Genomic DNA, 23,442 nt, shown 5'->3' on the forward strand with positions numbered 1-23,442 from the left:
TTGTGCCCGGACAGTTTATCGGCGGGCTCGCCTTCCCATTCTTCCCTATCCGGGCATGGACCGGGTAGCTGACTCCTCGGTCACATCACATTTTCTGGTCAAGCGTCCATTTGGACCCAGCAGTCCGCGACGTGATCGTCGACCATTCCGGTGGCCTGCATCAGCGCATACGCCGTGGTCGGGCCGACGAATCGGAAGCCGCGGCGCTTGAGCTCGCGGGCCATGGCGGTGGATTCCGGGGTGACGGCGGGGATCTGCGCGACCGTCGCGATCCGCGCCGGGCGGCGCGGTGGCGCGAACGACCACAGCAGCGTGTCGAGGTCCGTGTCGGCCAGATCCAGCACAGCGCGGGCGTTGGCGATCACGGCGTCGATCTTGCGCCGGTTCCGGACAATTCGGGCGTCGGTGAGCAGGCGGTCGACGTCGGCGTCGCCGAACCGGGCGACCGCCTCGACGTCGAAACCGGCGAAGGCCTCTCGGAACGCCTCCCGCTTGCGCAGGATCGTCAGCCACGACAACCCGGACTGGAACGCCTCGAGGCAGAGGCGTTCGAACAGTTCGTCGCGGCCGTGCAGCTCCCGGCCCCACTCGATGTCGTGGTAGTCGCGGTACAGGGTGGAGCCGGGCGTGTCGACCGCCCACGGGCACCGCACCCGGCCGTCGCCGCTCACCGCTTCTCCCCCGGTCCGGGCTCCGAGTCCCAGGCTTCGCCCGTTTCGGCGTCCCCTGTTTCGGTGCGCGCGGCTTCGGTGCGCGCAGCCTCGGCACGGGCGACGACGGCGTCGGTCGCGATCGCTTCGGTCTCCGCGTCGGCATCGGCCTCGTGCGCGAACTCCTCCGCCGGACCCTCGTCCGTGTCGGCGTCGGTATCGGCGGGCTCGAAATCCTCGAATTCCCCGGTCTCGAACTCCCCGGTCTCGAATTCTCCCGCCTCGAATTCTCCCGCCTCGAATTCTCCCGCCTCGAATTCTCCCGCCTCGAAGTACCGCTCGCCGCCGTCGGAGGCGACCGGTACCCCGGCGCGCTCGTATTCGGCGACGCGGGCCCGCAGCCCGTCGATCTCCCGGGCCAGCCGGTCCAACGCCCAGTCCACCTCGGACGTCTTGTAGCCCCGGACCACCTGCTGGAACCGCAGATTGTGCACGTCGACACCGGTGACGTCGGTGGCGGGCAGCACGGTCGCCGTGGTCCCCTGGGGGATCGGCGCCAGGGCCTCTCCGCGGCCGAACACGGCACTCGCGGCGGCGAACAACGCCGCGCCGACGACCACCATGACGACGACGTACAGCAGAACCGTCAGCATGACCCGATCTTGGCACGGGCCGCCGACATCAGCTCCCGGGCCTACCGATCAGCGTGTTCATCGGCGGCCGGTCGGTCAGCTCGACGTGGCGTTCGACCGGCACGAAGGAGTCCCCGTCGACGAGGAACTGGGTCAGCGGCGCCCCGGAGTCGGGGATGCCGCAGCGACGCAGCATCGTGCCGATGATCTGCCGGCTCATGAGCCCGAGATCCGCCAGCGGCCGGTTCCGGTGCTTGCGGACACCGAGGTTGACCTGCGCGATGGCGCCGAGCCCGAGCCGATCGTAGGTGTCCAGGAGCAAACCGATCTCGACCCCGTAACTGGGCGCGAACGGCACCGCGGTCAGCAGTTCGCGGGTCCCCGCGTACTCGCCGCCGAGCGGCTGCAGCACGCACGTGAGTTCGGGACGCAACGCCGCCAGCAGCGGACGCGCCACCAGCTCGGTCACGCGACCGCCGCCGTTCGCGTCCTCGGTGCCGCTCACCCGCAGCGGGCGCCGGTAGTAGCCCTTGACCAGGTGCACGCCGTCGCCCAGCAACAGCGGGCCGAGCAGTTTCGGCACGAACGCCGGGTCCGGCTTGATCAGATCGGAGTCGACGAACACGATCAGGTCGCCGGTGGTGGCGGCGAGCGACCGCCACAGCACCTCGCCCTTGCCGGGCACCGGGTCGATGCCCGGCACCGCCTCCTCGCGGGTCAGGACCTGCGCACCGGCGGCGCGTGCGCGTTCGGCGGTGGCATCGGTCGATCCGGAATCCAGCACGATCAGTTCGTCGACGAGGCCGCCGAGGAGCGGGTGGATCGTGTCCACGACGGCTCCGACGGTCTTCTCCTCGTTCAACGCCGGCAGCACCACCGAGACGGTGCGTCCGGCCTTGGCGCGCTCGAGTTCGGCGACCGTCCAGCTCGGTTGGTCCCAGCTGTTCGTCTCGCCCCATCCTCGGGCCGGGGCGTCCGTTCCGACGCGGACCGGGGCGCTCATGCCAGCCCCCGGGTCGTGCGTGCGGGCGGGCGGGTGCCCGCGATGGCAGCGACCATGTCGACGACCCGGCGGGTCGCTGCGACCTCGTGAACCCGGAACATTCGCGCGCCTGCCGCGGCGGCCAGTGCTGTCGCTGCCAATGTGCCCTCCAACCGGTCGGCGAGTTCCACTCCCAGAGTCTCCCCGACGAAGTCCTTGTTGCTCAGCGCCATCAGCACCGGCCACCCGGTATTTACGAGAACGTCCACCCGACGCAACAACTCGAGCCCGTGATAGGTGTTTTTTCCGAAATCGTGGGTCGGGTCGATGAGGATCGAGTCCGCCGCGACCCCGGCCCGGGCGGCGTTCTCGGCCGCGGCCACCACCTCGGCGGTCACCTGCCCGACGATGTCGGCGTAGCGCACCCGGTGCGGGCGGGTGCGCGGCACCGCGCCGCCGGTGTGCGAGCAGACGATGCCGGCACCGAGTTCGGCGGCGACCGAGACCAGGTCCGGATCGGCTCCCGCCCAGGTGTCGTTGATCAGGTCCGCACCCTCGGCGACCGCGCGGCGCGCCACGTCCGAGCGCCACGTGTCGACGCTGATGATCACCTCGGGGTAGCGCGCCCGGATCGCGGCGACGAACGGCACCACGCGCCGGGTCTCCTCGGCGTTGTCGACCACCTCCCCCGGTCCCGCCTTGACCCCGCCGATGTCGATGAGGTCGGCGCCCTCGGCGACGGCACGGTCGACCGCGGCCAGGGCCGCCTCGTCGGTGAACGTGGCGCCACGGTCGTAGAACGAGTCGGGGGTCCGGTTGACGATGGCCATCACCAGCGCCCGGTCGGTCGCGACGGGCCGTCCGCACAGCGTCGGCAGCGGACCACCCGGTGCCTGCGCCGGGGCGCCGGAGGCCGGACGGGCGCCCTCGGGCACGGGGTCAGCGCAGCGACTCGGGTGGTCGCCGGAGGTGGCAGGGCCGATCATGAGCCCATCCTGACACGCACCCCGAACACGCGGAGCCGAGGACCGGGCGCCGCGGCGGGAACCGGCGGTCTCCGGAGCCGCGTCCGGTGTCAGCGCGTCGAAGGCAGCTCGCCTCGCGCGACGGCCTCGACGTACCCGTCGTAGGCGGGCCGGTAGCCGCCGGACCGGCCCTCGAGGACGTACAGCGGGTCGTCGCCGGTCTTCGAGAATCCCTCGTCGCGCAGTTCCACCTTGCGGCTCTTGAACGTGCTGGTGTGTTCGAGTTCGTCGACGATCCGCACGAAGAGCGGCACCGCGTACGGCGGCAGCGACGCGAACAGGTCCCGGGCAAGCCGCACGCCGTCGAGCTCGGCGTCCGGATGCAACGTCACGGCGGCCATGCCGGCGCGGCCGTCGGCGCCAGGGACCTCGACGCCGTAGACGACGGCCTCGGAGATCGCGTCGTGCGCGGAGAGCGCGCCTTCGACCTCGGTGGTCGCGACGTTCTCACCCTTCCACCGGAAGGTGTCGCCGAGCCGGTCGACGAACGCGACGTGCATGTAACCCTGGCTGCGCACGAGGTCGCCGGTGTCGAACCAGGTGTCGCCGTCGGCGAATCCGTTGCGCACCAGCTTCGCTTCGGTGGCCTCGGGGTCGGTGTATCCGTCGAACGGCGCCCGGTCGGTGACCTTGGCGAGCAGCAGGCCCACCTCGCCGGTGCGGACGCGGCGCAGTCGGCCGTCCGCGCCGCGGCGGGCCTTGCCGGTGTCCTGGTCGTATTCGACGACCGCGTACGGCAGGGGGCACACCCCGGCGGTGTGCGTCTGGTTGAGGGCGTTGATGAAGGCGATGTTGCATTCGCTGGCGCCGTAGAACTCGGCGACCCGGTCGATGCCGAACCGCTCGGTGAATTCGGTCCACAGTTCGGGGCGCAGCCCGTTGCCGACGACGAGCCGGATGCCGTTGTCGTGGTCGTCGGGGCGCGGCGGCTGGTTGAGCAGGTAGCGGCAGATCTCGCCGATGTAGATGAAGGCGGTCGCGCCGTTGCGCTTCGCGTCCGCCCAGAATCCCGACGCCGAGAACTTGCGGCCGAGCGCGAGGGTCGCGCCGGAGGCCAGCACCGACGACAGCGCGACCGTCAGGGCGTTGTTGTGGTACAGCGGCAGACAGCAGTACAGGGTGTCGTCGCGGCGCAACCGGACGCCGAGGCTGCCGAGCCCGGACATCGACTTCAGCCAGCGGAAGTGGGTCATCCGGCTGGCCTTGGGCAGGCCGGTCGTGCCGGACGTGAAGATGTAGTACGCGGTGTGACGGGCGTGCAGCCGCTCGGTGACCGCGGGGTTCGCGGAGTCGGCGTCGGCGGCCAGTGCGTCGAGTTCCCCGACCCGCAGCGGGGACGTGCCGAGGGCTGCCGGATCGATCGACGCCAGGGCGTCCTCGCATTCCTCGCCGACGATCAGGATGCGGCTGTCGATCAGACCGAGGCTGTGCACGAGGACGTCGCCGCGCTGGTTGTGGTTGAGCATGCCCGCGGCGGCACCGAGTTTGACGGCGGCGAGGGTGATCAGCAGCGCCTCGGGCCGGTTCTTCATGAGGATCCCGACGACGTCACCGGTCTGCACCCCACGCTGCGCCAGGACGCTCGCGTATCGGTTGACCTGGGCGTTGGCATCCCCGTAGCTGATCGAGTCGCCTTCGAACCGCAGGAACGGGCGGTCCGGGCGGCGCTCGGCGACACGCTGGAAGACCAGACCGATCGATTCCCGGGCGTCGGGACGGCGGGTCATACCCAGCGCACCGCGCAGCAGGCTGGGCAGGTCCGGCAGCATCGCCGGAAGCTGGCCGGCAAGGCCCGACAGGGAAACGGTCGATTTGTGCTCGGTGGTCACTGGCATCCTCTCGGAAGGTCTGCACACAGCGTCGAAGAACAGCGTCGACCACCAACCTACTCGAGGGTAAGCACGCTGGCGAGGGTTCGGGGTGCGCTAGCTCACAACACCGATCGCACAGCGATCCAGGGCGTCCGCGACCTCCGCGGTGACCTGGAGTCCGTCCAGTGCTCGCTGCGCGACGAATCCCGTGCCGACCATCGAGCGGAGCCACTCGAGCAGCCCGGTGTAGTGCCCGACCGGGTCGAGCAGCACCACCGGCTTGTCGTGCATGCCCAGGTACCCGGCCGTCCACGTCTCGAACAGTTCCTCGAGGGTGCCGATACCGCCGGGCAACGCGATGAACGCGTGCGCCCGATCCTCCATCACCTGTTTGCGTTCGCGCATGGTCTCGGTGACGATCAGCTCGTCGGCGTCGACGTCGGCGACCTCGCGATGGACCAGCGCTTTCGGGATCACGCCCACGGTGTGCGCGCCGGCGGCGCGGGCCGCCTCGGCGACCGCGCCCATCATCGACACGTTGCCGCCACCGGACACGAGCTGCCAGCCTCGCCGGCCGATCTCGGTCCCCACCGCCGCGGCCAGCTCCAGATACGACCCGTCGACCGGCCCGGACGCGCAGTACACGCACACCGACAACGCGATCGGCTGCCCGTTCACCGCGCCCGGTACCGGCGCTCCGTTCACCACGACGTGTTCTCCTCGTACAGCGTGTCCGCCTCTTCCCCGCGGTGGGCCTCGACGATGATGCGGACCGCCTCCTCGACGCTGTCGGTGACCGACAGCAGTTCCAGATCGCCGGGCGAGATCTTGCCGGCGCGCACCATGACGGTGCGGATCCAATCGAGCAGTCCCGACCAGTACTCGGTGCCGAGCAGCACGATCGGGAACCGGGTGATCTTGTGGGTCTGCACAAGGGTCACGGCCTCGAACAGCTCGTCGAGCGTCCCGAATCCGCCGGGCAGACAGATGAACGCCTGCGAGTACTTGACGAACATCGTCTTGCGGGCGAAGAAGTACCGGAAGTTCAGGCCCAGATCGACCCATTCGTTGAGGGCCTGCTCGAACGGCAGCTCGATGCCGAGTCCGATGGAGAACCCACCGGATTCGCTCGCGCCGCGGTTCGCGGCCTCCATCGCACCCGGCCCGCCACCGGTGACCACCGCGTATCCCGCCTCGACCAGTGCCGCACCGAGTTTGCGCCCGAGCGCGTACTCGGGATCGTCCTCCGGGGTGCGTGCGGAACCGAACACCGCGACCGCACGCGGGACCTCGGCGAGCGCGCCGAAGCCCTCGATGAACTCGCTCTGGATGCGAAGGACCCGCCACGGATCGGTGTGCACCCAGTCCGTGGGTCCGCGACGGTCCAGCAGACGCTGGTCCATCGTCGTCGTCTCGACCGCGCGGTCGCCGCGCAACTGCACGGGACCGCGCTGAACGATCTTGGCGCGGGACTTGCGCCGGCCGGATTCGGTGTCTGACATGGGGTTCACGCTATCGGGAGAGGTAGTCGCGCAGCACCGCGGCCACTTCGGTGATCTGCCCGACCGGGACGTGCTCGTCACGTTTGTGCGCGAGATTCGGATCGCCCGGCCCGTAGTTCACGGCGGGGATGCCCAGCGCGGCGAACCGCGAGACGTCGGTCCAGCCGTACTTGGCGCGGAACCGGCCGCCCGCGGCCTCGACCAGCGCGGCCGCCGCCGGATCCGACAGGCCCGGCAGGGCACCGGGCGAGGCGTCGGTGAGTTCGAAGGTGATGTCGAGTCCGTCGAAGACCTCCCGCACGTGGGCGACGGCCTGGTCGACGGTGCGGTCAGGCGCGAACCGGAAGTTGACGTCGACGTCGGCGGCGTCGGGCACCACGTTGCCGGCGACACCACCGGTGATACGCACGGCCGACAGCCCTTCCCGGTACACGCAGCCGTCGATGTCCACCGACCGCGCCTCGTACCGCGACAGCCGCTCGAGCACCGGGGCGAGACGGTGGATCGCGTTGTCCCCCAACCACGACCGGGCCGAGTGCGCCCGAACCCCGGACGTGGACAGCCGCGCCCGCAGCGTGCCCTGGCAGCCCGCCTCGATCTGCCCGGCCGTCGGCTCGCCGAGGATCGCGACGTCCGCGGCCAGCCAGTCCGGCAGTTCCTTCTCGATCCGGCCGAGACCGTTGAACTCGGCGGCGATCTCCTCGCAGTCGTAGAACACGAGGGTCAGGTCGTGCGCGGGGTCCGCGACCGTCGCCGCCAGGTGCAGGAACACCGCGTCGCCCGACTTCATGTCGACGGTGCCGCATCCCCACAGCAGATCGCCGTCGCGGCGGGACGGGACGTTGTCGGCGATAGGCACCGTGTCCAGGTGCCCGGCGAGCATCACCCGGCTGCCCAGACCCCGATTCGTGCGGGCGAGCACGGCATTGCCGCAGCGCACGATCTCGAAGCCGGAGGTCTGTTCGCGCAGCGCGGTCTCGACCGCATCGGCGATCACGGCCTCGTCGTGCGACACGCTGGGAATGTCCACCAGCGCAGCGGTCAACTCGACGGGATCGGCGTGCAGGTCCAGGCGTGGTACGGGCATAGGTGCACGATACGGAACGCGGGTTTTTCACAGGGCAGGCGCAGCCGGGCAATGCCCTCGCGTAATCTTCTCGACCGTGAGTGCACTCGGAGCATCGGCAGTAGGCATCGCGAACATCGCGGCGGACGGCACCGTCCTCGACACCTGGTACCCGGCCCCCACGCTGGGCGAATACGGCGAGACGGGCACGCAGCGGCTCGAGGGCACCGACATCCCGTCGGACCTGGCGCTGCTCGCCGGCACCGACGAGGCCCGCGAGGTCTCCCAGGTCGTGGTGCGCACGATGATCGCCGACCTGTCCCAGGCTCCCGTCGACGCGCACGACGTGTACCTGCGCCTGCACCTTCTTTCGCACCGCCTGGTGAAGCCGCACGGCCAGAACCTGGACGGCATCTTCGGTCTGCTCGCCAACGTCGTGTGGACCAACTTCGGCCCGTGCGCCGTCGAGAACTTCGAAACCGTTCGTTCGCGCCTGCGCATCCGCGGTCACGTCACCGTCTTCGGGGTCGACAAGTTCCCGCGCATGGTCGACTACGTCGTGCCGTCGGGTGTGCGTATCGCCGACGCCGACCGCGTCCGGCTGGGCGCGCACCTCGCGTCGGGCACCACCGTCATGCACGAGGGCTTCGTGAACTTCAACGCCGGCACGCTCGGCAGCTCGATGGTCGAGGGTCGCATCTCCGGTGGCGTGGTCGTCGACGACGGCTCCGACATCGGTGGCGGCGCGTCCATCATGGGCACCCTCTCCGGTGGCGGCAAGGAAGTCATCTCGATCGGCAAGCGCTGCCTGCTCGGCGCCAACGCCGGTGTCGGCATCTCGCTCGGCGACGACTGCATCGTCGAAGCCGGCCTGTACATCACCGCGGGCACCAAGGTCACCGGACCGGACGGAACCGTCGTCAAGGCCAAGGAACTCAGCGGCGCGTCGAACCTGCTGCTGCGCCGCAACTCGGTCAGCGGGGCCGTCGAGGTCGTCCCCAACAAGGGCACCGGCGTCGAACTGAACGCCGCCCTGCACGCCAACGACTGAGCCCGGCGCGCATCCGAACAGAGCTACACCCGAACAGAGCAGAGCAGTGACCGAAGCCGGACGACCCCACACCGAGATCGAGGATCTGGGCACCGGCCTGAAGGTCCGGCACCTGACGATGATGGGACTCGGTTCCGCCATCGGCGCGGGCCTGTTCCTGGGGTCCGGCGTCGGCATCGCCGCCGCCGGACCCGCGGTCATCGTCTCGTACATTCTCGCGGGCATCATGATCATCTTCGTGATGCGGATGCTCGGTGAGATGGGTGCCGCGCTGCCCGCCAGCGGTTCGTTCTCCCACTACGCGCGCATCGGCATCGGCGAGTGGGCCGGCTTCACGATGGGCTGGCTCTACTGGTTCATGCTGATCATGGTGCTCGGCGTCGAGATCACCGGCGCCTCGAGCATCGTCAACTCGTGGATCCCCGCGGTGCCGCAGTGGGTGATCGCGCTGGTGTTCGTCACGTTCTTCGCGGTCGTCAACCTCGCGAAGGTCGCGAACTTCGGGGAATTCGAATTCTGGTTCGCCGCACTGAAGGTCGCGGTGATCGTCGCGTTCCTCGTCATCGGTGTGCTGCTGGTGTTCGGCCTGCTGCCCGGGACCGAGCCGGTCGGGACGACGCATCTGTTCGGTGACGGCGACGGCTTCGCGCCGAACGGCATCGCGGGTATCGCCGCGGGTCTGCTCGCGGTCGCGTTCGCATTCGGCGGCATCGAGATCGTCACCATCGCGGCCGCCGAATCCCGGGACCCGGAACGAGCCATCGCGACCGCGGTGCGCACCGTCGTCTGGCGCATCAGCATGTTCTACCTGGGGTCCATCGCGATCATGGTGCTGGTGCTGCCGTGGACCGTCGCGGGCAGCACCGACGATTCGCCGTTCGTGTCCGTGCTCGACGTCGCAGGCATCCCGTACGTCTCCGGATTCATGGAACTGGTCGTCGTGGTGGCGCTGCTGTCGGCCTTCAACGCGAACGTCTACGGAACGTCCCGGATGGCGTTCGCCCTCTCCCGCGGCGGCGACGGTCCCGCCGCCCTGAGCAAGCTCTCGCACACCGGGGTGCCGCGCAACGCGGTGCTGCTGTCGGTGTTCTTCGGGTTCGTCAGCGTGCTGCTGAACTGGCTGCTGCCCGACACCCTGCTCGGGATCCTGCTCAATGCGGTCGGCTCGGCGCTGCTGGCGATCTGGATCTTCGTCGTCGTCGCGCAGTTGCGCCTGCGTCCGCGATTCGAACGCGAAGGCGTCCTCACGGTCCGCATGTGGGCGTTCCCCTACCTGAGCTGGTTCACCCTGGCGATGCTCGGCGCGTTCATCGTGCTGATGCTGTTCGACGACGCCGCCCGCATCCAGTTGCTGTCGACGCTCGTGCTGTTCCTGGTGATCGCCGGGATCGGCTTCGTGTGGCAGCGCCGCACCCGGCAGCACCCGACCCGGCAGGCGCAGTAGCCGGCCGATCGAACCTCGCTAGCGGGTGCGGTCCACGAGGGCGCTGACGAAGATCGCCGAGATGTCGGCAGGGTCCTGCGCGATGTAGCTCGTTCCGCCGGTGGCGTGGGCGATCGCCGCGAGCGCATCCGCATCGGCGTCGTCCGTGATGCCGACCGTGACGATCACGACCGGCCGGGCCGGATTCTGCTCGCGCTCGAGGGTCGCGACCAGATCCTCCCGGCCGATGCCGCCCGATTCGTCGTCCCCACCGTCGGTCAGGACGATGACGCTGTTGATCGCGCGCGGGTCGTAGGTGGCCTGCATCTGCCGGAACGCTGCGAGTGTCGTGTCGTAGAGGGCCGCGCGATCGCCCGCCGCTGCCGCCGCCTCGGCCGCCACAGTGGTGCTGAGCGTGTTCATCAGATCCCGCTGCAGGTGCCCGTCCACCATGGTGTCGAGCCGCCGGATGGGCAGCAGTTCGCGGTGGCCCTGCCCGTCCCCGCCGAGATCGTCGGCGAACACCCACAGGCCGGCCTGCACGCTGCCCGAGAACATCGCCGTGGCGGAGCGGGCAGCCTGCTCGGTGAGTTGCAGGCGCGTGGCGCCGCCGACCGGCGTGTTCATCGACGCAGAGACGTCGACGGCGACGAGCGTGCGGATCGGCAGGGCCAGTACCGCCCACGCCTGCAGCGCTTCCTGAGCGATGCTCTCGTCGTGCAGGGTCATCGCGGTGATCTCACCGACCCCGGCTCCCTCGGACAGGGCCCGCCCGGCGGGATCGCGGAACCCGTGGGCGACGAAGACGTCCCGCGCCCACTGCGTCGAGAAGATGTCCGCCAGCATCCGTCCCGCCTCGGTCGCGTCGCGGTGCCGCTCCGGGCCCGGCGCCGTCACCACCAGCGAGTAGTCGAGCAGGATGCTGCCGTTGTCGGGCACCTTCGCTTCGAGCACCGCGCCCCCGAGTGCGTCACCGCCGTCGGTGCTGTACCGGTGGAACTGCTGTTCGGTGGCGACACCGACCCCGCCCTCCGACGCGATCAGGTCGAGCAGGACCCCACCGGTCGGTGGCTCGTCCGGCCGAGCGTTCTCGCGCTGCGCGAGCGGTGCCATCGCGGTGCGCACGGTGCCGATCGCGACCGGATCGTTCTCGGTTTCGGCGAGCGCCGCCCGGATCGGCGCCGCGGCCACACCCGTGCGCAGCGGATTGCCCGGACGCAGGTCCTTCAGGGCGAGGGCGGCCCGCCAGGTGGCCACCTCGGGGACCTGCCCGGGCCGTCCGACCAGGACCGCCGGCGTCGTCGCGATCGGCGTGAGGACGGTCTGCACCGGACCCGACGCCATCGCCGACGCGCGGGTGGCCCACCAGCCCGAATCCGTAATCCACAGGTCGGGTGCGCCCTCCCCGGTTCCGAGCAGGCCCGCGACGTCACCGGGTTCGGCGACCGAGACGGTGAAGCGTGCACATCCGGTGTCGGCGCGGGCGAGCACCTCCTCGACCGCGTCCTCGATTCCGGGCGCCACCGCGAGGGTGTATTCGTCGACGACGTCGCACCGGTCCCGCCAGGCCCGGACCGCTCCCGCAACACCGGCGCCCAGTCCGACAAACAGTGCGACGACCAGCAGGTACGCCGCGGCCCTCCGTGTCGGGCGACGCTTCCGCTCGCCGGGCGGCACCGCCATACGACTCCTCCCCTGACCGATGATCCGGCCGACCTCCGGGTATTACCCCCCCATATGACGCCGGTCACACCTTATCGGTCACGAGATGCAATCGTTACAGCATCGTGAGACCCCCGGCGTGTTCCGGGACGACACCCTCCAACCGCCGAGCCACGATCGCGGCCTGCAACTGCCGCAACCCGGACGGCCGGGTCGGGTCGTACCCGGTCAGCTGCGCGATGCGCTTGAGCCGGTAGTCGACGGTGTTGGCGTGCACGTGGAGCGTGCGGGCGGTGAGCTGGCGGCTCAGGTCGTGGGCGATGTGCGTCTCGAGCGTCTCGATGAGCTCCGGCGTGTCGTCGAGCGGTTCGAGGACCCGGGCGAGGTACTCGCGCGCCGGGCCGGGCCGGGTGAGCTGGTACTCGAGCGCCAGGTCCTGCATGCGGTACACCCCCGGCGCGCGGCCGAGCTGACGAACCAGATCGAGCAGTTCGTGGGCCTGCTGCGCTCCGGTCGGCACCTCGGAGACCGTCGCGTGGACCACCACGATCGTCACCGACACCCCGGCGACCGTCTCGATGCGCTCGCGCAGCATCGCGATCGAGTCGTCGCTGCGGGCGCCCGCGAGCAGCACCGTGCCGCCTTCCGGCCCGAGCAGCGCCAGCTGCCGCCCCTCGCAGGCCGCTTCCAGTTCGACCTCGACGCGACGGAGGGTGCGGCGGGCGACGACGTCCTGCCGCACGTGCGGATTGCGGGTGTCGGGATGGCGGGCCAGCGCCAGACCCAGCACCGTGTACCCGTCGGCCAGCTCGAGCCCGGACCGCCGCGCGACCGCGGCGGCGTCCTGGCCGCTCAGCAGGGCGGTGACCAGTTCCTGCGCGGCGACGTCCCGTTCCCGCTTGATCGCGTCGAGTTCGGCGACGAAACCGGTGGTGGCGGCGACGGTGACGCGCTCGAGCAGCGCCATCCACAGCCGGGACGCGGCGGCGATGGACTCGATGTCGCCCTCACCTGCGCGTTCGGTCACCAGTTCCCAGCCGAGGCGGATTCCCTCGTGGTAGATGCGCAGCATGTATTCGAGCCGGAAACCGGCGCGCGCCCACTGCGCGGCGCTGCTGCGCAGCTCGGCCAGGTCGGCGTCCGACGGCAGCTCACCCGCGTCGAGCAGGTGGATCGCGATGCGCAGGCATCGGACGGTGACCTCGGTGACGTCACCGCGCAGCGACTCGCCCGGCCGCAACGAGCACGGCGCGACGTGGTCGGCGAAGTGCGCGACGAGTTTGCGGGCCACCGCCGGCAGATCACGAAGCGGTACCGACGCCGGCTTTCCGTCGACGACGAATGCGGGCTCCCCACCCCCCGGAACCATCGGATGCACGTGATCTGTCCGCACGTGATCGGTCACAGACATGTTTCAACCCCCCAATGAGTAGACGCACCTACTGTGCAGAAAACAATCCGCCTTCGGGGGCGGAATGCGCAACCCCAAGTCACAGATTTCTCGCGAACTCCGCCCGGCGGGGCCCATCCACCCCGCCGGCGGCTCCTATCCGAGCAGCAGCTTCTTCTGCACCTTCCCCATCGCGTTGCGGGGAAGGTCCTGCACCACCCGCACCTCCCGGGGACGTTTGTGCACCGAAAGCTGCTGTGCCACAAGGTTGACGAGTTCTTCCTCGTCGACCCCCGGACCGCCCGGACGCGGCACGACGAACGCGACGATGCGCTGCCCCAGATCGTCGTCGGGCACTCCGACGACGGCGACCTCCCGCACCGCGGGATGCCCGAGGAGGACGGTTTCGATCTCCCCCGCACCCACCCGGAACCCGCCGGACTTGATCAGGTCGGTCGATTCGCGGCCGACGATCCGGTGGAATCCGCCGGGATCGATCACGGCGACGTCACCGGTGACGAACCAGCCGTCGTCGGTCCGTGATTCCGCGGTCGCGTCCGGGCGGTTGAGATAGCCGTCGAACAGCATCGGCCCGCGAACCTGCAGCACACCGATACTCTCGCCGTCGTGCGGCACGTCGGCGCCGTGTTCGTCCCGCAGCCGGGTCTCCACGCCGCGCACCGGTGTGCCGACCCACCCCGGCCGGCGTTCCCCGTCGGCGCGGGTGCTCAGCGTCAGCATGGTCTCGCTCATCCCGTACCGCTCGATCGGCGTGAGGCCGGTCAGCTCGCGCAGCCGCTCGAACACCGGCACCGGCAGCGGGGCACTCCCGGACACCAGCAGCCGCGCGCCCCTCAGCGCCCGCGCCGACGCCTCGTCCTCGACGACCCGCGACCACACCGTCGGCACCCCGAAGTACAGCGTGCCCCGGGCCTCGGCGTACGCCTGCGGTGTCGGCTTGCCGGTGTGGATCAGCCGGCTGCCCACCCGCAGGGGCCCGAGGACACCGAGGATCAGGCCGTGCACGTGGAACAGGGGAAGCCCGTGCACCAGGATGTCGCGGCTCGTCCAGTCCCACGCCTCGGCGAGCGCATCGATGCCCGCGGCGATCGCGCGGCGGCTCAGCAGCACACCCTTCGGGGCTCCCGTCGTGCCCGAGGTGTAGAGCACGAACGCGATGCGCGCCGGATCCGGTTCGGGCAACGCGTGCCAGTCCCGCGCGTGCAGTCGCACCGCGATCACCGGCAGTTGCGGGACGGCGTCGTCCGATTCGGGTGCCGCTCCGAGCCAGGCCTGGGCGCCGGAATCGTTCAGGATGTGTGCCCGCTCGGCCGGACCGGAATCCGGCGGCACCGGAACGACGGTGACACCCGCGAGCAGCGCGCCGACGACCGCGACGATCGTCGACGCCGTCGGGGTCGCGAGCACCGCGACCCGCTCGGCCCGCGCGACGCGCGCCGCAACGGCGGTCGCGGCACCGAGGAGATCGCTCCGGGACAGGGTGTGCCCGTCGGTCCGGACGGCGTCGGGCACGTCGTCGCCGCGCGCGACGGCGAGGGGATTCAGTGAGGACAGGAGTGCAGACACGGCATCACCTTCCCACAGACCGCATCCTCAGGTCCCGACCGCCGCGGCCGACACCGGTCGGGTCGGCGGCATCACGGTGCCGAGGACCGCGCCGAGCAGCATGCCGCACAGCACCGCCACACCGTGTGCGTCGTCGATCAACAGCAGCAACGCGCCGATCGCGAGAATCGCCAGGGACACAGCCAGTTCGAGGCGGCGGGCACCCATCGACAACCAGAGTCCGGCGGTCGCCGCGGCCAGAGCGAATGCCGCCGCGGAACAGCCGGCACCGGCGGACGGCGACACGAACGAGGTGAACAATCCCCACATCAGCTGTCCGCCGGCGAACAGGGCGAGCGCACGGCCCGGCCCCCACACGCGCACACCCGCGACCGCGAGCACGGCGAGCAGCACCAGGTTCGCCACGGTGGCGGCCGCTCCCCCGTCCTGGACGAGCACCGACGTGCCGATCCGCCACCATTCGCCGTCGTTGCGGATCTGCACCGGGTTGCGCCGGAACATCTCGTCGAGCGCGGGCACGGCGACCCGTAGCAGGGACGGCACGGCCACTATCAGCCACAGCACGGTCGCGGCGAGGGGCGGGGGCCACAGGAACGTCCCGAGGTCGCGGGCACGGGCCCAGCGAAGCGCAAGCAGCGTCGCCAGCACGGCGAACAGGACATACAACACCGCCGATCGCGGATCGTCGCCCGATGTGCTCACGGACGCCAATCTACCTGCGTACGACCGGTTTCTCGGGTTACCGAGCCCGATCAGCCGAGTCGGGACGCGGCCGCGGCGATCCTCTCGTCCGTCGCGGTCAGCGCGATCCGCACGTGCTGCACACCACCGGGACCGTAGAACTCGCCCGGTGCCACCAGGATTCCGCGTTCGGCGAACCAGTCGACGGTCGCGCGGCACTCCTCGCCGCGCGTCGCCCACAGGTAGAGCCCGGCCTCGGAATGGTCGACGGTGAAGCCGGCGCCGCGGATCGCTGCGAGCAGCACCTCGCGCCGCGCGCGGTACCGCTCGCGCTGGATGTTCTCGTGCTCGTCGTCGAGCAGCGCCGCGGTCATCGCGGACTGGATGGGCAGCGGCAGCATCATGCCGGAGTGCTTGCGCACCTCGAGCAGGTCCGCGACCAGTTCGGCGTCACCGGTGACGAACCCGGCGCGGTAGCTGGCGAGGTTCGAGGTCTTCGACAGCGAGTGCACGGCCAGCAGGCCGGTGTGGTCGCCGTCGCACACGCTCGGGTGCAGGATCGACAGCGCTTCGCCTTCCCAGGTCAGCCCCAGGTAGCACTCGTCGGACACGACGACGGCGCCGCGGCTGCGGGCCCAGTCGACGACCTTGCGCAGGTGCTCGAGGCCGAGCACCTTGCCGGTCGGGTTCGACGGGGAGTTCACGAACACCAGCGCCGCGCCCTCGGGGCCGAGTCGGTTGAGGCCGTCGGCGCGGATCAGCCGCGCGCCGGCGAGCAGACCGCCGACCTCGTAGGTCGGGTAGGCCAGTTCGGGGATGACGACGAGATCGTCGGCGCCGAGACCGAGCAGGGTCGGCAGCCACGCGATCATTTCCTTGGTACCGATCGCCGGCAGGATCGACGACTCGGCGATGCCGGTGATGCCGTAGCGGCGTGCGAGCGCGCCGACGGCGGCGGACCGCAGTTCGGCGGTGCCGTGGGTCGTGGGATAGCCCGGCTCCTCCGCGACCGCGACGAGTGCCTCGCGGATCACCGGGGCGACCGGATCGACGGGGGTTCCGACCGAGAGGTTGACGATCCCGTCGGGATGCGCCGACGCCTTCTCCTTGGCGTCGGTCAGCGAGTCCCAGGGGAAGTCCGGCAGTGATTTCGCCACCGAACGACGTGCACGTGTGGTCACCGTGGAGGTCAACTCATTCCTCGCCCATGGGAGGAAGCGCCTTGATGAACGGCGGGTCGTAGTCGACCTTGCCGAGCTTGGCAGCGCCACCGGGGGAACCCAGATCGTCGAAGAAGTCGACGTTCGCCTTCACGTAGGCGGACCACTCGTCCGGCACGTCGTCCTCGTAGAAGATCGCCTCGACGGGGCAGACCGGCTCGCACGCACCGCAGTCGACGCACTCGTCGGGGTGGATGTACAGCATGCGACCGCCCTCGTAGATGCAGTCGACGGGGCATTCCTCGATACATGCCTTGTCCATCACGTCCACGCACGGCTCCGCAATCGTGTACGTCACTGCTGTTCTACCTGCCTTTCACTATGCCCGCCGACCTGCGCGGTCCCGCCCGAATCGGCCACCCGCGGCGACCGACGCCGTCCAGTATCCCCCGCCGGGCGGGGACCCCGACGAATTAGGGTGCCCTGACCTGCTGGAGGACCGGTGCGGATGTCCCGGCCGCCGCCGTCAGGCGACGGTCACCCCGATGTCGCGACGCGCGTACGCGGTAGTGCGCTGACGGGCCGGACGGCCGATGCCCTCGGCGATCGCGACCAGCTCGGCGACGGTCTTCTCCGATCCGTGCTGCGATCCCGCCATCCGGGAGATGGTCTCCTCCATCAGGGTGCCGCCCAGGTCGTTGGCGCCACCCTGCAGCATCGCCTGCGTCCCGGCGACCCCGAGCTTGACCCAGCTGGTCTGGATGTTGTCGATCCGCCCGTGCAGCATGATCCGCGCCAGCGCGTGCGCGGCGCGGTTGTCGCGCATCGTCGGACCCGGCCGGGACGCGCCCGCGAGGTACAGCGGCGACGACTGGTGCACGAACGGCAGCAGCACGAATTCGGTGAAACCACCTGTGCGGTCCTGGATTCCGCGCAGCACGTTCAGGTGTCCGACCCAGTGGTGCGGCTGGTCGACGTGCCCGTACATCATCGTCGAGCTCGACCGCAGCCCCACCTCGTGCGCGGTCGTCACGACGTCGATCCACTCGGCGGTGGGCAGCTTGCCCTTGGTGAGCACCCAGCGCACCTCGTCGTCGAGGATCTCGGCGGCGGTGCCCGGGATGGTGTCCAGGCCGGCCTCGCGCAGTTCGATCAGCCAGTCGCGGGTGGAGATGCCGCTGCGCGCGACGCCGTTGGCGATCTCCATCGGCGAGAACGCGTGCACGTGCATCGTCGGGACCCGCTCCTTGACCGCGCGCACCAGGTCCGCGTAGCCGGTGACCGGCAGTTCCGGATCGATGCCACCCTGCATGCACACCTCGGTGGCACCGGCGACGTGCGCCTCCCACGCCCGGTCCGCGACTTCGCTCGTGGACAGGGTGAACGCGTCGGCGTCGCCCTTGCGCTGCGCGAACGCGCAGAACCGGCAGCCGGTGTAGCAGATGTTGGTGAAGTTGATGTTCCGGTTCACCACGTACGTCACGTCGTCGCCGACGGTGTCGCGGCGCAGCGCGTCGGCGAGTGCGACGACCGCCTCGAGGCCCGGGCCGTCGGCGGTCGCCAGCGCCAGGTATTCGGCGTCGGAGCAGCCGGCGGGGTCGCGTTCCGCCGAGCGCAGGGCCGCGAGCACATCGGTGTCGACCCGCACGGGAGCGCTCGCACCGAGGGCGAGGACCTGTTCGCGGACGGTTTCCCAGTCACCGAAGGCGCTGCCCAGGTCGGAGCGGTGCTCGGTGTTGCGGCCGGTGACGTCGATGTCGGAGTTCAGGTCGATGCGTCCGGACGACTCCCAGTCGATGTCCGGTTCCTGCCAGGGCAGCCCGGACGGGATCACGTCGGCGGCGAGCCCGGTCTGCGGGTCGGACAGCGCCCGCACGTGGGCCGCGATCCGCGGGTCGATCCACGGCTGACCGGCCAGCACGTACTGCGGTTGCGCGGCGATCCGTTCGGTGAGGGTGAATCCGGCGTCCGCGCTGATCTGCGCGAGCGTGTCCAGGTTCGGCCACGGCCGCTCGGGGTTGACGTGGTCGGGGGTCAGCGGCGAGACGCCACCCCAGTCGTCGACACCGGCGGCGAGCAAGGCGCGGCACTCGTCGTGCGAAACGAGGTTCGGGGGCGCCTGGATGCGCATGCCGGGGCCGAGCACCAGGCGGGCCACGGCGATCGCGGCCCGGAACTCGTCGAGATCGGCGTCGTCGTGACCCCGCATGGCGGTGTCGTCCTTGGCCCGGAAGTTCTGCACGATGACTTCCTGGATGTGACCGAACGCCTTGTGCGACTTGCGGATCGCGGCGATCGACTCGGCCCGTTCGGTGAACGTCTCGCCGATGCCGACGAGGATGCCGGTGGTGAACGGCACCGAGAGCCGTCCGGCGTCGGTGAGCACCCGCAGACGCACCTGCGGGTCCTTGTCCGGGCTGCCGTGGTGGCACTGCCCCTTCTCGGTGAACAACCGCTCGGAGGTCGTCTCGAGCATCATGCCCATCGACGGCGCGACCGGCTTGAGCCGGGAGATCTCCGCCCAGCTCATCACGCCCGGGTTCAGGTGCGGCAGCAGGCCGGTCTCCTCGAGTACCCGGATCGCCATCGCCCGCACGTAGTCGAGGGTCGAATCGTAGCCGCGCTCGTCGAGCCACTGCCGGGCCTCGGGCCACCGGTCCTCGGGCCGGTCACCGAGCGTGAACAGCGCTTCCTTGCAGCCGAGTTCGGCGCCCTGCCGCGCGATCTCCAGGATCTCGTCGGGTTCGAGGTACATACCCCGACCCTCCGCCCGCAGCTTGCCGGGCACGGTGACGAACGTGCAGTAGTGGCACCTGTCCCGGCACAGCCGGGTGATCGGCACGAACACCTTCCGCGAATACGTGACGGTGCCGGGACGTCCCACCGCGGCCAGACCCGCATCCCGCACCCGCGCCGCGGACGCGCACAGGTCCTCGAGATCCGCGCCGCGGGCCTGCAGCAGGACGGCGGCCTCGTCGACATTGAGCGTCACGCCGTCGCGGGCCCGGCGCAACGCTCGCCTCATCCCCGGCACAGCCTGCGCCTCGGTCCGCCCGGCGGCGCCGGGTCGGACCGAGGGCATGGGAAGGTTCGTGACGGGAGCGTCGTCGTCAGTGGAGCGGGTCATTGGGCGATCATGCGCCACGACTCCGACGCGTGCCACCTCCGGGTGCTCACTCCCTGGGATAGTCCTCGTCTTCGGGGACGGACAGGCTCTGCTCGACGGCGTCACCGGGATCGACCTCGAGCGGAACCTGGTCGGGCACCACGTCCTCCGCGGCTTCGTCGTCGTATGCGTCCGTGACCTGCTCGATCCGATCGGCCTCGGGCAGTCCGGCGAATTCGTCGGGGCGCGCTGATCCAGGCATCACAATCCTCCTCGTCTCGACGTTTCGACCAGGCGGCCCGCGTGCCGGACCGGCCGGTACAACCGAGCCTATCGGCTGCGTGCGCTCCCGGCTCGTGATCTTCTCCCACCTGCGTGTTCACTCGGGGTCGGGAGACTCGTGGGCCGGATCCGACCGAGTCGCGCAATACTCGGGAGCGACCGGCGCGGCGACGAGGAGCACGAATTGACACGGGATTCCGAACTGGGCAGACCCGACGCCCGGACCGTTCCACCGACACCGGTGGTGATGGACGATCCCGCGTGGCGGCCGAGCCCGAAGGCCCGGTTGCTGTGGGCCGTGAACGCCGCGCTGCTGTGGATCCCGATCGTCGCCGCCCAGATCGTGTGGGCGATCGTCGACGCCGGTCACGGCCCGTGGCACGTCGCGGCCGCGGTCGCGACGCTTGTGCTCGCCGCCGCGCACATCGGCCTCGTGCCGGTGTGGCGGTACCGGGTGCACCGCTGGGAGATCAGCGACACCGCCGTCTACACCCGGTCGGGATGGTTCACGCAGGAACGCCGCATCGCGCCGATCTCCCGGATCCAGACCGTCGACACCGAGCGCGGCCCGATCGACCGGTGGCTGGGACTGGCGACGGTCACCGTCACCACCGCGTCGTCGGCGGGAGCCGTGGAGATCGCCGCCCTCGACGTCGCGGTCGCCGACGCCACCGCGGCGCGTCTCACCGAGATCGCCGGACGCAACGGGATCGACGCGACGTGAGCATCGAATCCGTCCCCCCGGAATCGGAGAGCCCGGCCGCGCTCGCCGCCGAGGCCGAGCAGCCGTGGCTGCGGCTGGACCCGCGGATGCTGCTGGTCCACCCCGTGCAGGAGATCCTGCGGCTGCTGCCGGTGCTCGCGGTGTCGGTGATCGTCGGCAGCAGCAGCGGCAACCACGGCTGGGGTCTGGCGGTCGCCGGGCTGCTCGTCGTCGTCGGTGTGCTGCGGTGGTTCACCACCACCTACCGGATCGGCCCGGTGCACGTCGAGCTGCGACGCGGTCTGCTGCAGCGGCAGGTGTTGTCGATTCCGCGCAGCCGCATCCGTTCGGTGGATGTCGACCGCCGCGTCATGCATCGCCTCCTCGGGCTCGCCTCGGTGCGGATCGGCACCGGTCAGGCCACCTCCGGCGGCCGCGACCGCAACCGGTTCGAACTCGACGGGCTCGCGATCGGCGCGGTGCCGGCACTGCGCGAGGCGCTGCTGTCCGGCCACCCCGTCCCGGACGGCCGTCCCGACAAGGCCCCCGCAGCCGCCCCCACCGAGATCGAACTCGCCCGCCTGCAACCGTCCTGGGTGCGCTACGCGCCGTTCTCCACGACCGGGCTCGTCGCGGTCGCGGCGGTCGCGGGTGTGGTGTTCCAGTACGGGCTCGGGGAACGCCTCGCCGAGTCCGGCACCGTGCAACGCGGCATCTCGTGGGTCACCACGGCCGGTCCGGTGATCGCGGTCGCGGTGGGAGCGGTGGCGTTGCTGGCCGTCGCGAGTGCCGCGGCGTGCGTGCGGTACCTGCTGCTCTACGGGAACCTGCTCGTCACCGACGACGGCCGCACCCTGCGCATCGGCCACGGGCTGCTGCGGGTTCGGCACACCACCCTGGACCGGGCGCGGCTGCGCGGCGCGGTGCTGCGCGAACCACTCGCCCTGCGGATCGCGGGCGGTGCCCGGCTCGACGCGATCATGACCGGTGTCGCGGCCGAGCGCGGCGAATCGTCGCTGTTGCTGCCCGCGGCCCCGGCCGCCGAGGCGCATCGCGTCGCGACGGCGGTGGTGCGCGACCCGGCACTGCCGACGACACCGCTGCGGTCGCACGGTGCCGCGGCGCGCCGGCGCCGCTACACCCGGGCCGTCCTGCCCGTCGTCGCCGTGCTCGCGGTCGCGGCCGTCGCCACGGCGGTCACCGGCCGGACGGTTCCGCTGCCCGTGTGGGTCGGCGCCGGTCTGCTGATTCCGGTCGCGGCCGGTCTCGCCTGGGACCGGTTTCGCAGCCTCGGGCACGCCGTCCTCCCCGGGTGGCTGATCACCCGCAGCGGATCGCTGGATCGGCAGCGGGTGTGCCTCGAAGCCGACGGGATCATCGGCTGGACCGTGCGGCAGACGTTCTTCCAGCGGCGTGCCGGGGTCGCCACGGTCATCGCCGCGACGCCCGCCGGGGTCGGGCACTACGAGATCCTGGATGTGCCGGTGGGGCAGGCGTGGGCGCTGGTCGAGGCGGTCACCCCGGGCGCCGGCGACGTGTGGGCGAACCGATGACCCGGCCACCAGACGAGACGCCGCACACCCTCGCCGAGATGGACGAGCAGCTGGTGCACTGCCGGGCCTGCCCTCGGCTGGTGGCGTGGCGCGAGCAGGTGGCACGCGACAAACGTGCCGCGTTCCGCGACGAGGCGTACTGGGGCCGCCCGGTGCCGGGTTTCGGCCCGGCCGACGCGGCGCTGCTCATCGTGGGTCTGGCACCGGCCGCGCACGGCGGCAACCGCACCGGCCGGATGTTCACCGGCGATCGGGCCGGAGATTTCCTGTATGCCGCGATGTACGACGCAGGGCTGGCGTCGCAGCCGACGGCGACGCACCGCGGCGACGGTCTCGTCCTGCGGGGCACCCGGATCACGGCGCCGGTGCACTGCGCTCCGCCGGCGAACCGTCCGACGACCGTCGAGCGCGACACGTGCCGTCACTGGCTGGACCTCGAACTGAAATTGCTGACCCCGACGCTGCGCTCGGTGATCGTGCTCGGCGGTTTCGGCTGGCAGGCGCTGCTGCCGGTGCTCGCCGACGCCGGCTGGGCGATCCCGCGGCCGCGACCGCGGTTCGGGCACGGCGCGCACGTCGAGCTACCGGGAGCGTCCCCGGACCGGGCACCACTGCACCTGTTCGGGTGCTATCACGTCAGCCAGCAGAACACCTTCACCGGGCGGTTGACCCGGTCGATGCTGGCCGACGTGCTCATTTCTGCGGCGGAGACTGCCGGACTGCGTTCGTGATGGCGTTGATGCGCGCGCTGAACAGGTACAGGCCGGCCGGGCCGAGCGCCGCGATCGGCAGCAGCAGGATCCGCCAGTCCGCGACCGCGAGCTGATCGGCGCCCGGGCCACCGACCAGGCACAACAAGAACCCGACGGTCCAGGCCACGAGCGGCCACGTGGCCTTGCCCAGCGATCCGGTCTCGGTGCGCACCGCCATCACCAGCAGCAGGTTCACGACCGCGGCGAGCAGGATGGAGATCGGGAACGGCACCGAGCCGATGTACATGCCCAGGAACAGCACGGACAACACGGCACAGATCAGGCCGTCGACGACGAGCAACGCCACGACACCGGTCCGGGGTGGGACGTCGGCGGGAACGGAGGCGTCGGATGGTGCGGTGGCGGGATCGACCGTCATGGTTTCGATAGTGCGCCAACGTGCCCCCGATGCGCACATCGGGGG

22 protein-coding genes are annotated in these 23,442 nt (G+C 70.7%); 5 read left to right on the top strand and 17 right to left on the bottom strand.

The window, feature by feature from the left end; translation table 11 throughout:
- Window positions 1-98: 98 nt before the first annotated feature.
- The 8 genes from ACWDTS_RS00435 to dapE form a co-directional block, all read right to left on the bottom strand.
- Window positions 99-671, bottom strand: a complete 573-nt coding sequence (locus ACWDTS_RS00435) for a DNA-3-methyladenine glycosylase I (RefSeq protein ID WP_450117305.1) — start codon at window positions 669-671, stop codon at window positions 99-101.
- A complete protein-coding gene (locus tag ACWDTS_RS00440; RefSeq protein WP_450117306.1) occupies window positions 668-1,303 on the bottom strand; it encodes a DivIVA domain-containing protein in 636 nt (211 codons plus the stop codon). Before ACWDTS_RS00440 ends, ACWDTS_RS00435 begins: the two co-directional genes overlap by 4 nt.
- A gap of 28 nt (window positions 1,304-1,331) precedes the next feature.
- Complete coding sequence (locus ACWDTS_RS00445; RefSeq protein ID WP_248676145.1) at window positions 1,332-2,285, bottom strand: glucosyl-3-phosphoglycerate synthase; 954 nt, start codon at window positions 2,283-2,285, stop codon at window positions 1,332-1,334.
- A complete protein-coding gene (folP, locus tag ACWDTS_RS00450; RefSeq protein ID WP_231609762.1) occupies window positions 2,282-3,250 on the bottom strand; it encodes a dihydropteroate synthase in 969 nt (322 codons plus the stop codon). The genes ACWDTS_RS00445 and folP overlap by 4 nt, the downstream gene beginning before the upstream one ends.
- A gap of 89 nt (window positions 3,251-3,339) precedes the next feature.
- On the bottom strand, window positions 3,340-5,118 hold the full coding sequence (locus ACWDTS_RS00455; protein WP_450117307.1) for a long-chain-acyl-CoA synthetase: 1,779 nt from the start codon (window positions 5,116-5,118) through the stop codon (window positions 3,340-3,342).
- 96 nt (window positions 5,119-5,214) lie between these two features.
- The gene (locus tag ACWDTS_RS00460; RefSeq protein WP_374068486.1) at window positions 5,215-5,808 is read right to left on the bottom strand and encodes an LOG family protein; all 594 of its coding nucleotides are present in this window, start codon (window positions 5,806-5,808) and stop codon (window positions 5,215-5,217) included.
- Entirely contained in the window at window positions 5,802-6,602 is an 801-nt protein-coding gene (locus ACWDTS_RS00465) for an LOG family protein (protein ID WP_197250103.1), read from the bottom strand. The genes ACWDTS_RS00460 and ACWDTS_RS00465 overlap by 7 nt, the downstream gene beginning before the upstream one ends.
- 10 nt (window positions 6,603-6,612) lie before the next feature.
- The gene (dapE, locus tag ACWDTS_RS00470) at window positions 6,613-7,689 is read right to left on the bottom strand and encodes a succinyl-diaminopimelate desuccinylase (protein ID WP_248676143.1); all 1,077 of its coding nucleotides are present in this window, start codon (window positions 7,687-7,689) and stop codon (window positions 6,613-6,615) included.
- A 76-nt stretch (window positions 7,690-7,765) separates the two neighbouring features.
- On the opposite strand from dapE, the gene dapD reads away from it, so the two are divergent.
- Together dapD and ACWDTS_RS00480 are read left to right on the top strand one after the other, a co-directional pair.
- The gene (dapD, locus tag ACWDTS_RS00475) at window positions 7,766-8,719 is read left to right on the top strand and encodes a 2,3,4,5-tetrahydropyridine-2,6-dicarboxylate N-succinyltransferase (protein ID WP_248676142.1); all 954 of its coding nucleotides are present in this window, start codon (window positions 7,766-7,768) and stop codon (window positions 8,717-8,719) included.
- Between the two features lie 118 nt (window positions 8,720-8,837).
- Window positions 8,838-10,163, top strand: a complete 1,326-nt coding sequence (locus ACWDTS_RS00480; RefSeq protein WP_374068489.1) for an amino acid permease — start codon at window positions 8,838-8,840, stop codon at window positions 10,161-10,163.
- 18 nt (window positions 10,164-10,181) lie between these two features.
- Here the strand turns inward: ACWDTS_RS00480 and ACWDTS_RS00485 are convergent, their stop codons facing one another.
- The 8 genes from ACWDTS_RS00485 to ACWDTS_RS00520 form a co-directional block, all read right to left on the bottom strand.
- Window positions 10,182-11,825, bottom strand: coding sequence for a hypothetical protein (locus tag ACWDTS_RS00485; RefSeq protein WP_450117308.1), 1,644 nt, complete (start codon window positions 11,823-11,825; stop codon window positions 10,182-10,184).
- Window positions 11,826-11,919: 94 nt separating this feature from the next.
- On the bottom strand, window positions 11,920-13,173 hold the full coding sequence (locus tag ACWDTS_RS00490; protein WP_248676150.1) for a PucR family transcriptional regulator: 1,254 nt from the start codon (window positions 13,171-13,173) through the stop codon (window positions 11,920-11,922).
- A 177-nt stretch (window positions 13,174-13,350) separates the two neighbouring features.
- Window positions 13,351-14,781 carry an acyl-CoA synthetase gene (locus ACWDTS_RS00495; protein ID WP_450117309.1) on the bottom strand — a complete coding sequence of 477 codons (1,431 nt, stop codon included), beginning with the start codon at window positions 14,779-14,781 and terminating at the stop codon, window positions 13,351-13,353.
- 27 nt (window positions 14,782-14,808) lie between these two features.
- A complete protein-coding gene (locus ACWDTS_RS00500; RefSeq protein WP_450110016.1) occupies window positions 14,809-15,483 on the bottom strand; it encodes a rhomboid family intramembrane serine protease in 675 nt (224 codons plus the stop codon).
- A 50-nt stretch (window positions 15,484-15,533) separates the two neighbouring features.
- Window positions 15,534-16,643 (bottom strand): succinyldiaminopimelate transaminase, encoded by a 1,110-nt coding sequence (dapC, locus tag ACWDTS_RS00505; RefSeq protein WP_450117310.1) that lies wholly within the window; start codon window positions 16,641-16,643, stop codon window positions 15,534-15,536.
- A 13-nt stretch (window positions 16,644-16,656) separates the two neighbouring features.
- Complete coding sequence (fdxA, locus tag ACWDTS_RS00510) at window positions 16,657-16,980, bottom strand: ferredoxin (RefSeq protein WP_138997778.1); 324 nt, start codon at window positions 16,978-16,980, stop codon at window positions 16,657-16,659.
- A 168-nt stretch (window positions 16,981-17,148) separates the two neighbouring features.
- Window positions 17,149-19,749 (bottom strand): bifunctional FO biosynthesis protein CofGH, encoded by a 2,601-nt coding sequence (locus ACWDTS_RS00515; RefSeq protein WP_450117311.1) that lies wholly within the window; start codon window positions 19,747-19,749, stop codon window positions 17,149-17,151.
- A gap of 46 nt (window positions 19,750-19,795) precedes the next feature.
- Complete coding sequence (locus tag ACWDTS_RS00520; protein ID WP_197250110.1) at window positions 19,796-19,990, bottom strand: hypothetical protein; 195 nt, start codon at window positions 19,988-19,990, stop codon at window positions 19,796-19,798.
- A 267-nt stretch (window positions 19,991-20,257) separates the two neighbouring features.
- On the opposite strand from ACWDTS_RS00520, the gene ACWDTS_RS00525 reads away from it, so the two are divergent.
- Genes ACWDTS_RS00525 through ACWDTS_RS00535 form a run of 3 tightly spaced genes read left to right on the top strand, consistent with a single transcriptional unit; the run spans window position 20,258 to window position 22,997 of the window.
- Window positions 20,258-20,734 carry a PH domain-containing protein gene (locus tag ACWDTS_RS00525; RefSeq protein ID WP_248676149.1) on the top strand — a complete coding sequence of 159 codons (477 nt, stop codon included), beginning with the start codon at window positions 20,258-20,260 and terminating at the stop codon, window positions 20,732-20,734.
- On the top strand, window positions 20,731-22,266 hold the full coding sequence (locus tag ACWDTS_RS00530; RefSeq protein ID WP_450117312.1) for a PH domain-containing protein: 1,536 nt from the start codon (window positions 20,731-20,733) through the stop codon (window positions 22,264-22,266). The genes ACWDTS_RS00525 and ACWDTS_RS00530 overlap by 4 nt, the downstream gene beginning before the upstream one ends.
- Window positions 22,263-22,997, top strand: a complete 735-nt coding sequence (locus tag ACWDTS_RS00535) for a uracil-DNA glycosylase (protein WP_282582369.1) — start codon at window positions 22,263-22,265, stop codon at window positions 22,995-22,997. The genes ACWDTS_RS00530 and ACWDTS_RS00535 overlap by 4 nt, the downstream gene beginning before the upstream one ends.
- On the opposite strand, the gene ACWDTS_RS00540 is transcribed toward ACWDTS_RS00535, so the two are convergent.
- Window positions 22,960-23,397 carry a hypothetical protein gene (locus ACWDTS_RS00540; RefSeq protein ID WP_197253952.1) on the bottom strand — a complete coding sequence of 146 codons (438 nt, stop codon included), beginning with the start codon at window positions 23,395-23,397 and terminating at the stop codon, window positions 22,960-22,962. The genes ACWDTS_RS00535 and ACWDTS_RS00540 overlap by 38 nt on opposite strands.
- Window positions 23,398-23,442: the final 45 nt, after the last annotated feature.

Source organism: Rhodococcus sp. NPDC003383 (genome assembly GCF_053589115.1).